Source organism: Pediococcus ethanolidurans (assembly GCF_001437405.1).
GTDB lineage: Bacteria > Bacillota > Bacilli > Lactobacillales > Lactobacillaceae > Pediococcus > Pediococcus ethanolidurans.
Genome location: NZ_JQBY01000003.1, coordinates 143,223 through 153,841 on the forward strand (window position 1 = coordinate 143,223; position 10,619 = coordinate 153,841).

Here is a 10,619-nt window from a genome sequence, read left to right on the forward strand (position 1 = left end):
GATGCCAAAAAGTGTTGATTTTATTTAATTTCATAGATTATCAAACTAGCTATTCTTACTTTTCGTAAATTGAATAACTGAATTTTTTGATTGCTCAGCTAGTGTTGGTAAATATACGGGGTGTCCCAGACTAAATCCCTGTAGCATATTAATTCGATAATTAATTAAGAGCTCTAAATCCGTTTTGGATTCGATTCCTTCAACTGTAAATAATTTATGCTTTTTTTCAGCTTCTTCGCACCAAAATGATAAATTATGAATGATCGAAGTTAAGGAACGGGTTTGTCGGAAGTTTTGAATAGCAAATTTGTATTCTTGTACATAGGGATCGAGTTGCAAGGTGCGATCAATTTGATTTTCACCAGAGCCGACGTCATCCATAACTAAGTCGATTCCGGCATCAAACCATCGTTTGGCTGCGAGTCGTATTTGATCAGTACTGATCACACAATTAGCCGGGTGCTCAGTTAATTCAACTTCTAATGTAACTGGTAATAATTGATTTTTGATTTTTTTCAAAGTATCACAAAAATTAGGATCAATAAATTGTTCCGGATCTAAGTTAATGGAAACATTTTTAAGTCCTTTAGGAAGCGCAGGGACAGTTTGCAACAAGAGATCGGCAATTTGGCGAGGTGAAAATTGATCAAAGTTATTTGGTAGAACCCAGCTTTGACCAATTTTTTCGCGTAAAAATAACTCACAACCCACCGGTTTAAGCGGATCGACTGAAAACTTAGATTGTCCCCAGAAACGAATCATTTTAAAGCCCCCGTTTAAATTTAATTCATACATTTAGCATAAACTAATTCCACATTATTCTAGCACAAATATAAGAAAATACAATTGAATTTCGTACGATTTATACAAATTGTTTTGAGATTAATACTTAGATAAACGATTTTTTTGAGAATTAATTACTAAATTCAAAAATTTTCGTGTTTTCTGGTCATGAAATGTACTATTAATAAAATACGCAAAAACATAAAAAAGCTATTGCACAAGTTTGTATAATGTAATAGCTTTAGAGCTCATTTCCGTTTTCAACCGTTACGCGGTTACGTCCTTTACCTTTGGATTGGTACAGCATTTGATCAGTTCGTTCATAAAATAAATTGGAAGTAATGTCCCCATGATGAAGTTTAGCCACACCCATTGAAACGGTAATGCGTAGTTTTAAATGATCAATAGAAAAGATGTTATAGCGGATTCGATCCTGTAAATGGTGGCCAAATTTTGTTGCCTGTTTTAAGTCAACGTTGGGTAAAATAATGTTAAACTCCTCACCACCAACACGATAAACTTTGGCATTTGGTACTTTTTCAACTTCGTCTGTTAAAATCTGGGCGACCATTGCAAGATTTCGTTGCCTGCAAGATGACCATGCTCGTCGTTAACACGTTTAAAATAATCAATGTCAAGAGCGACCATTGTTAAAGGCTGACTAGAGTGTTGAAATTCGGTATATTGGGTTTCAAAATCATCTTTAAAAATTAGATAGTTATTCAATTTAGTTAACGGATCGGTGCTAGCCTGACGACTCAGGTGAGTTAGGTAATTGTTTTCCTGATTGAGATGGCGAATACCAAATTCAAGCACGGCATTCATAATGATGAAGCTGATCCAGTTGAATAAAGCAATATTGTTGGTTACTGAACCAAAATAAGGTAACTGCAAATAATTAAAGATAAGCCATAGAGCACCCACAACGAGATCCAGAGAACCAATTAATATAATTTGTGGTAAGTGATGTTTATGTGCGATTGCAATTAACCCAATTGTGAGTAAATAAATGACTAGCGTAGTTATGAAGAAGTAAAAAGTGCCAGGAGTAAATCCCCACAAAACAATGCGCGCAAGAAAACTCATCGCGATGATGATATTACTACTCCACCTACTTAAGTAAATGGTGACATAAAAGAGAAGCAGAAGACGAAAGTCAACAAAACCTAAGTCATGACCTTGACGTGCAACAATATATTCAAAATACACGCCTAAAATGGAAAAATAGATCACACTAAAAACAGCTAAACGGCCTGTAAGGTAGTTAACAGTTTGAGATAAGTTACCATAATGTGAAATTATTAAGCGAGCTAAAATTTGGAAAAAAACAATGACACCAAGGGTTACAAAAATTCCTGTGAATAATGGAGATAGAAACCAATTGGTTTGAGTCATTTCAATCATCTCTTAACTAAATGATAAGTATTTGTATACTGAATAAGAACTATGTACATATATGTGAATTGACAAAATTTCTTGAACTATTCAATTATATAGCAATATGAACTAAAACAGCAATAATAATATCAGTCCTTTAATTTTTTGAAAATAAACGTGATAATACCATTTAGCCTTTAAAATGCTTTTTTATACGTGATAAATAAGGAAAAACTACCGATTGGTATAGAAATTTGGCAAAAAAAATAATCAACCTTAACTGGATGATTAAAAACAATTTTTGATTTTTAGTAGAGATTATTGGATTGCACAATTACATTATGAGGATCGTCTTGGGTGGGCAAGTAGATTGGTCGTCCAAGTGCGAAACCTTGGAACATATCGGCGTGATAATGAGAAAGTAATAATAGGTCCTGTTTGGATTCTACACCCTCAATTGTAAATAATTTTTGATTTCGTTGGGCGCAGTTACGCCAGAATACTAAATTAGGGATGATTTCTTCCAGTGATGCAAACGGACGAAAATTTTGAATAGCAAATTTATATTCGTGAACAAAAGGATTTAATAGTTCAACTCGTTGCAACTGATTATCTCCAGAACTGACATCATCCAAAATGACGTGAAAACCAGCTGTTTTAAATCGTTGTGCAGCAGTAACCAGTTGGTTATCAGAAACGTTGAGTTGACCAGCTCGTTCGGTTAACTCAATGGATAATTTAGTGTTAGTCAGTTGTTGTTTAATGGCAAAAAAGGCTTGCAAAAAAACAGGATCAACAAACTGATCGATATCTAGATTGAGTGAAATATAAGTCATTTTTGCCGGTAGTTGTGGTGCAGTGCGAACTAACAAATCAGCAATTTCGGCAGCCGAAAATTTACCGAAATTAGAGGGCACTTCCCAACTATCAACGTTATATTCACGTAGAAAAAGTTCGTAACCAATTGGTTCTAACGGTTCGCGTGAAAATTTGGGTTGTCCCCAGAATCTTATCATAGCAAGTCATCTCCAAATGAAAAAAATAAAAAGGCCCGTACTTGATCTCTCACAAGTATGGGTCGTTTTCAATGCCTAAACATTAAATGAGCAGTTTTTATTATGTGTTAACTTAACAATATTTAGTTTAGCATTCCTGTATAAAAATACAAGTAACCATTTGAAAAAAATCAGACTGTGATCACGTTTATTCAAGATCAATTGAACTTTTCTCTGATGTTTCAGGTTGTTGTTTTTGTTCCGGTTCTGAAACGGTTATGCGATCGCGACCCTCACCTTTGGAATGATACAGCATTTGATCAGTGCGTTCATAAAACAAATTTTGAGCAGTATCGGTAGAGTGAAGCACCGAAACACCCATCGAAACAGTGATTTGAATACTTTTATCGGCAGTAAGGTCAAAACTGGTATTACGGATTTTAGTTTGCAATTTCTGACTAAATTGACTGGCTTGTTCTAAGCTGATATTTGGTAGTAACACATTAAATTCCTCGCCACCAACACGATAGCAATGAGCATCAGGAATTTTAAGTGTTTCGGCAGTTAAAATTTTACCAATGCTGATCAGGATTTTATTGCCAGCTAGATGACCGTGTTGGTCGTTAACTCGCTTAAAGTAATCAATATCAAGGGCAACCATTGCGAGTGGTTTCGTTGATTTGTGATAAGTAGTAAATTCTTTTGTAAAATCTGTTTTGAAAACCGCATAATTTTTTAGCTGTGTTAAAGGATCAACAGTAGCCTGATGCGTTAATGTATTTAAATAATCGTTTTCGTTGTTCAGCTGCGTTAAGCCATAGTATAAAACGTAATTCATGATGGCAAAACTAAGCCAGAAGAAGAGCACCTGATTCATGGGAATATCGCCTAAATAATCAAGACGAACAAAGTGTAATGTTAGCCAAAGAATACCCACAATGATGTTTAACATACTGATTAAAAGAAGCTGACTGCTTTTATGTTTACGAACCATATACAGATTAAAAGTAAAAATAAGGTACATAATTATTGAAACAATGATGAAGATTAAGGTTCCAAAGGAAAATCCCCAAAAAATGAAACGGGTGATAAAACTACAGGAAAGGATAATATAGGTGGTTCGGCGCCCCAAGAATACAATGGCATATGATAGGAGCAACAACCTAAAATTAATGAAGGCAGTATCGCTGTTTTGCTGAGCTGCTGCCACTTCAAAATAAATGGCCAGTACGGAAAAATAAACGCCACTTAAAAGGGACAAACGGCCCACCAAATAATTGATTGGCGCTTCCTTATTGTTGGAATAAGACGTTAAAGAGCGTGCTAGTAATTGAAAAAACAAAATGATGCCCAAAGTGACAAAAATACCAGTAAACAGTGGCGATAGTAGCCAGGTTTGTTGGGTCAAAATAATTCATCTCTTAACTAAGTGATTGACAAAGGATTAAATATTTTAAAATACGAGTAATTAATGAGAATGCTGTTTAATTATAACAAATTATCGATAATCAACAAGGAAAATAATGAATTTAATATATATTCATTCAATCTGTTTAAAAACACAAAAAAAGCAACCATCATAGTAGTCGGAATGGTTGCTGTAGCACAATAATGTGCGGCGTATTCTCATACGCATCAGACAATTGTCTGATAAGATTTGGCACCTTACTGAGAAGTGTAGCACAAATTGACAGATAAATACGGTAAATTATGCGTTTTGTTGCAAAAGATGGTTAAATATTTCGTTTGAATTGCCTTTTCAATCAGAATATACTGTTTTTATGTACTAAAAGTTAGCACAAATTAAACGATAGGATGTGACGCACAGATGTGCACAAGCGTAATGTACAAAAATGCAAAGGGTAAATGGTTTTTAGCGCGAACGATGGATTTCTCGTTTGAATTGGGCGGCCGTCCTGTTGTAATTCCCCGTAATTTTCATTTTGAGAGTGACGCTCAGACAACTGGCTTTGATACAAAACTAGGTTTTACAGGTGCTGGTCGTGATTTAAATGGATATATTTTAGTGGATGGCGTCAACGAAGTCGGCTTAGGTGCGGCCACCCTTTATTTCGATGGTTTAGCAAAATTTGCAGATCAAACTGATGAAAATAAAACAAACTTGGCTCCCCATGAAGTGGTTAACTGGATTTTAGGTAATGTCTCAAGTGTGGCCGATTTAAAGACAAAGATTAGTGACGTGAACATTGTGGCAGTAGCTAATGACTTGTTCAAAATGGTGGTGCCACTTCACTGGATCGTGGCGGATAAATCAGGTGCTTGTGTTGTTTTGGAACAGGATGAAAACGGCATGAAGGTTATGGATGATCCAGTTAAAGTCATGACTAATAGTCCTGATTTTCAGTGGCATTTAAAAAATTTGAATAATTATGTTCAATTAAAACCGACTTCACACAGTTCCAAATCATATGGTGACTTTGAATCGGATGCTTATGGTTTAGGCAGTGGTGCGCTTGGATTGCCAGGTGACTATACGTCTGTTTCACGATTTGTACGAGCAGCATTTATTCGTGAAAATACGGAAAAGGCCGATACAGAAGCTGGATCAATTAATGCGTTAACCCATATTTTGAATAGTGTGGAGATTCCTAAGGGAGTTAAGGCTGACAATGAGGGTGGCTGTGATTATTCGCAGTATCGTGGTTATATGAGTCTTGATGAAGGTGCTTATTATATGCAGCCGTATGATGATCAAACCATCACACGAGTGGTATTGACACCTGAGTTGCTTAATGCGAGCAAACCAAGCGAATATCCGTTACAGAATACACAACAATTTAATTCTGTGAATTAACAATAGCCACTTTAAGGTTTTTTAAAAATTTGTCTAAAGATTGAAACTGCCAAAGCGTTTCCAGTAACTGGCGGTAAACAGTTTAGTTTATGAAAAGTAGTCTAACTGCCGTCCTGCGGCTCACTTGGTCTGGAACGGGGTGGGCACGATTTGAAGCCAAGAAGAACACTTGTCTTCAAACTCGGCCTTATTCTAAGTAATAAATTACTAAGAATAATTTCACCCCTGAGACCAATCGCCTCCGGACTAAGAACGTTTTAAGCATTAATAATGTGCAGCAACGCCGATATAATAACCTTTATATCGCTATGTAGATTGCAAAGATTAGACTTAGTCTGGAAGCAAATGGGCTCAGTAGTGACATTTATCTTAGCGGATTTCGCTTAGATAAAGGCCGAACTTAGAGACGTGTATTTCGGCTCTAAGTCGTGCCCACTACGTTCCAGCCCAAATTTGCTGGAAGACGGCATTTTAATCTAATTTTGTTACCATAAGCGTTTTTGTATCAGGTAGTTGAATGCGATTTTGTGCTTTCAACTTTTAAAATAAGCTTAGAAATGTCAGATAATGAAGAAATTCTTTTCAATATTTGATGTTTTTTATTTAGTTCTAACTTTCATTGCGTTCTAATTTTAAATGCTATAATTCAGTTATCAGTCAAACAACCTTGAGAGGACGGCTTACTAAAATGGCGTTTATTACTTTAAAAGATGAAACGAAACGATACACAATGGAAAACAACGTAATCGTAGCTAACGATAAAGTTAATTTTGATATTAATGAAGGCGAATTGGTTATCATTTTGGGTGAATCAGGAGCTGGAAAATCAACGGTGCTGAACGTGTTAGGCGGAATGGATCATCCCAGTGAGGGCAGTATCATTATTGATGGCGAAGACATTGCAACTTATAATGAACGGCAATTAACGGCTTATCGACGAACCATGGTGGGATTTGTCTTTCAGTTTTATAATTTAATTCCGAATTTAACAGCGCAAGAAAATGTTGAATTGGCTAGTCAGGTGGCCACCGATGCGCTAAATGTAGAAGATACGTTAAAACATGTGGGCTTGGAAAAACGAATGACTAATTTTCCAGCGCAACTTTCAGGTGGTGAGCAACAAAGAGTTGCCATTGCCCGAGCACTGGCTAAAAATCCTAAGCTGTTGTTATGCGATGAACCTACAGGTGCCTTGGATTATCATACGGGAAAACAAATTTTAAAGTTGTTGCAAGATACAGCCCGCAAAACGAACCGAACAGTTTTAATCGTGACGCATAACTCAATGATTGCTCCCATGGCTGACAAAGTGATTCATTTAAAAGACGCTAAAGTTCAGGGAATCGATATTAATGAACAACCAACGCCTGTAGAAAATATTGAATGGTAGGTGTAAAAATGAATCGAACTTATTTTAAAGCTACCATGAGAGAAATTAGTCAATCAATGGGTAAATTTGTGTCGATTGTGCTGATCATTTTGTTGGGTTCGTTACTTTACGTGGGAATTCGTAGTGTCGGCCCTGATTTAAATCAAACCGCCAATCATTACTTTAAGCAACAAAAACTAAGTGACGTTAAAGTCAGTTCAACAATGGGATTAACGAACCGCGATTTAACTTCAATTAAGCAAAACAAGCAGGTGAAAACAGCCCTACCGATTCATATGGTGACTTTACAAAAAAGTCGAAGTCAAATTGTCAGTGTGTATGGTTATCAAAAGCAAGCCAAACTAGATCAATTAAAGTTGGTGAGTGGTAAATTACCCACTCAGGCCAATCAACTTGTGCTGGATATCAAGGCTAAGGAGAATGGTTATCACATTGGCGATATCTACCGTTTGCCTAAAAACAGCAATTTGAACCGGCGCAAGTTTAAAATAGTAGGTTTTGTGAATTCACCGCAATATGTGAGCAGTACTGATCGTGGAACGACGAACTTAGGCAACGGAACGGTAAATTATTTTGCCTATGTGCCCAATAGTACCTTTAAGCAAAAAGTTTATCCTACAATCGCAGTCCAGTTTAAAAAGTCGTCTCAATATGCAGCCGGAACGGATAGCTATAACAACTACATAGATAAACAAAAGACGAGTTTAAAAAAGAGTCTCAGTAAACGACCAGAACAACGCCAAACCCAATTACAAAATAGTGCGCAAGCTAAACTCAATAAACAAAAAGCCAAAATAAAGCAACAAGAAAAACAACTGACCAAAATTCCTAGTGGATATCAAACGACGAAAACTAAGGCGGCCAAACGTAAATTAACGACTGCTAAAGCCGAAATCAAACGGGCTGAAGCACAAATTAAAAAAATCGCCCGCCCTACCTATCTATATAACGATCGAAGTGCCAATCCCGGTTATCAAGATTATTTTGATGAGTCACATAGTATTGCCGCGATTGCCATTATTTTTCCCGGTTTCTTCCTATTTATTGCCATTTTAATTACTTTCACAACTGTATCGCGAATGGTTGAGAAAAACCGACGCGAAATTGGGTTAATGCGTGCCCTTGGATATACTAAACACGAGATTGCAATGAAGTACATTGTGTATACACTGTTGGCCGGAATCTTGGGAGCAGGTCTTGGTGGGGTATTAGGAATGCTGACGCTGCCTCAATTTGTGTTTAGTCTCCTTAGCAATAACAACTTAACGGCATTTGTGGGCGTGATTCCGTGGTCTTATTTAGCCCAAACCATGATCGCTGGTTTAGTTGCCACGCTGGGCAGTGCCTTGATCGTGTTGACGATTAATTTGCGTGAGGTACCGACTAATCTAATGCGTGAACGAGCACCTAAAGCTGGCAAACGAATTCTAATGGAGAGAATTACGCCATTATGGAGAAGACTCAGTTTCAATCAAAAAGTAAGTTATCGAAACTTGTTTAGATACAAGGGCCGCATGTTAATGACAATTGTCGGAATTGCGGGATGTACCGGGTTAATTTTAACTGGTTTTGGTATTCAGAATTCAGTTGATGATCTGGTTCCTACTCAGTATGAAGATGTTCAACATTTTCAAGCATTAGTCACCGTAAAAAAGGCCACCCAAAGAATTCATGCGGCTAATATTTCTGGGCAAAAATCAGTAATGGCTAAGTCGATTACGGCCCGTCCTACACATGGAACTGCTAATGATACTGTTACCTTGATTGTACCTAAAGCAACTGCAAATTTTAGCCAGTATGTGACTTTAAAATCAGTGACGACGGGAAAGAAAATCAAGTTGTCTGATCAAGGCGTTGTTTTGTCTGAAAAACTTGCAACTGATATGAATGCTAAACGGGGAAGTTTGGTGACGCTTCAGATTAGTGGCAAAAAAGTGAAAGCTAAAGTAACCGGCGTCACAAAAAATTATGCAGGTCACTGGATTTACACAACCAAAAGTTATTATCACCACTTAACCGGTAATTCAGCTAAAGCAACAACACGACTGGTGAAAACCAACCAAACTAAAAAAGCCCAACGTGAAAAACTAAGTCGCCAGCTTTTAAAAGAAAACGGTGTTTTGAACGTTAGTTTTCCTCGCTATGCAGCTAGTGCATTGAGTACCGGTGGTTTGGGATCAGTTGTCTTAATTATGATTGTCATGTCTGGTGCGCTTGCTTTGGTGGTGCTCTATAATTTAACCAATATCAATATTTCGGAACGAATGCGGGAACTAGCCACTATTAAGGTACTAGGTTTTTATGATCGTGAAGTGACGGCATATGTTGCTCGAGAAAATGTTGTTTTCACAGTTGCGGGAATTATTCTTGGCTGGGGAATTGGTCTGTTTTTACATCAGTTTATTATGGTTAAAGCACAAACAGGCAGCATTCTGTTCCCAATGACAATTCATTATCCAGGATACATTTGGTCGGCAGTTATCACGGGATGCTTCAGTTTGTTTATCGGAGTTTTGACGCATTATAAACTGAAACGAATTGACATGCTGGATGCTTTGGCGGCGAGCGAATAGGGAGGAGAGTCTTTCATGCAAGAAAAACAGCAAAAAATTTTTAATGCTGCGCAAGAAACGTTTAGTGAATTAGGATTTAAAGGAACAAATATTGCCAAAATTACGCAACGTGCTGGAGTTGCAGTGGGAACTTTCTATCGCTTTTATAGTGCAAAGGAAGAAATCTTTATTCAAGTTTATGCGGCAGAGAATAATCGAGTTAAGCAAGAAGTTTTGAATGCGAATGATTTGAATGAAGATCCACGAGTCTTGTTGCCTAAAGTGATGCGCCAGCTGATGAAACAGGCAACAAATAGTTTAGTGTTACAAGCTTGGTATACAAATCCAAAGCTAAAACAGTTGATTAAGGATGATTCTTCGGTACAAGAGGATTTCATGTACCATACCGTTTTTCAATTGATAAAACGGTGGCAGCAAAATAATCTGTTACAACCAGAAATGACGATGGACCGCATCCAGCAGTTGTTCGAGGCACTTATTGTGGTTGATAATCACCAAGATGAACTACCCAGTGGTGACTTTGATCAACTAGTTACGGATCTTGTTCAGGGGATTTTGGATCGAATTTTGAAATGAATTAATGAATAGTTTTGATGATAAGAATTAAGTGTTAAGTGATTAGAGAGATCTGATTACTTAACACTTTTTTGTATAGAATGTAATGGGCGGTTGTAGAATGTACATTA

7 protein-coding genes and 1 pseudogene are annotated in these 10,619 nt (G+C 37.0%); 4 read left to right on the forward strand and 4 right to left on the reverse strand.

Translation table 11 applies throughout. The features are described 5' to 3' along the window. Positions 1–45: 45 nt before the first annotated feature. The 4 genes and pseudogenes from IV87_RS02335 to IV87_RS02355 form a co-directional block, all read right to left on the reverse strand. Positions 46–762 carry an EAL domain-containing protein gene (locus IV87_RS02335; protein ID WP_057805289.1) on the reverse strand — a complete coding sequence of 239 codons (717 nt, stop codon included), beginning with the start codon at positions 760–762 and terminating at the stop codon, positions 46–48. A 262-nt stretch (positions 763–1,024) separates the two neighbouring features. Then, a pseudogene (locus IV87_RS02345) lies at positions 1,025–2,187 on the reverse strand (GGDEF domain-containing protein). A gap of 281 nt (positions 2,188–2,468) precedes the next feature. Beyond that, positions 2,469–3,176 (reverse strand): EAL domain-containing protein, encoded by a 708-nt coding sequence (locus IV87_RS02350; protein ID WP_057805292.1) that lies wholly within the window; start codon positions 3,174–3,176, stop codon positions 2,469–2,471. A gap of 187 nt (positions 3,177–3,363) precedes the next feature. Then, positions 3,364–4,563, reverse strand: coding sequence for a GGDEF domain-containing protein (locus tag IV87_RS02355; RefSeq protein ID WP_057805293.1), 1,200 nt, complete (start codon positions 4,561–4,563; stop codon positions 3,364–3,366). A 420-nt stretch (positions 4,564–4,983) separates the two neighbouring features. Here IV87_RS02355 and IV87_RS02360 point away from each other — a divergent pair, with 420 nt between their 5' ends. From IV87_RS02360 to IV87_RS02375, 4 genes are all read left to right on the forward strand, one after another. Continuing rightward, positions 4,984–5,970 (forward strand): choloylglycine hydrolase family protein, encoded by a 987-nt coding sequence (locus IV87_RS02360; RefSeq protein ID WP_057805294.1) that lies wholly within the window; start codon positions 4,984–4,986, stop codon positions 5,968–5,970. A 688-nt stretch (positions 5,971–6,658) separates the two neighbouring features. Continuing rightward, positions 6,659–7,360 carry an ABC transporter ATP-binding protein gene (locus IV87_RS02365; protein WP_057805295.1) on the forward strand — a complete coding sequence of 234 codons (702 nt, stop codon included), beginning with the start codon at positions 6,659–6,661 and terminating at the stop codon, positions 7,358–7,360. An 8-nt stretch (positions 7,361–7,368) separates the two neighbouring features. Continuing rightward, positions 7,369–9,933: an FtsX-like permease family protein gene (locus tag IV87_RS02370; protein ID WP_057805307.1), complete on the forward strand. Its 2,565-nt coding sequence runs from the start codon at positions 7,369–7,371 to the stop codon at positions 9,931–9,933. Between the two features lie 15 nt (positions 9,934–9,948). Beyond that, positions 9,949–10,509 carry a TetR/AcrR family transcriptional regulator gene (locus tag IV87_RS02375; protein ID WP_057805296.1) on the forward strand — a complete coding sequence of 187 codons (561 nt, stop codon included), beginning with the start codon at positions 9,949–9,951 and terminating at the stop codon, positions 10,507–10,509. Positions 10,510–10,619: the final 110 nt, after the last annotated feature.

Coding starts and splice junctions, on each gene's coding strand:
- IV87_RS02335 (WP_057805289.1), bottom strand. CDS start 762: ATGATTCGTTTCTGGGGACAATCTAAGTTTTCAGTCGATCCGCTTAAA.
- IV87_RS02350 (WP_057805292.1), bottom strand. CDS start 3,176: ATGATAAGATTCTGGGGACAACCCAAATTTTCACGCGAACCGTTAGAA.
- IV87_RS02360 (WP_057805294.1), top strand. CDS start 4,984: ATGTGCACAAGCGTAATGTACAAAAATGCAAAGGGTAAATGGTTTTTA.
- IV87_RS02365 (WP_057805295.1), top strand. CDS start 6,659: ATGGCGTTTATTACTTTAAAAGATGAAACGAAACGATACACAATGGAA.
- IV87_RS02370 (WP_057805307.1), top strand. CDS start 7,369: ATGAATCGAACTTATTTTAAAGCTACCATGAGAGAAATTAGTCAATCA.
- IV87_RS02375 (WP_057805296.1), top strand. CDS start 9,949: ATGCAAGAAAAACAGCAAAAAATTTTTAATGCTGCGCAAGAAACGTTT.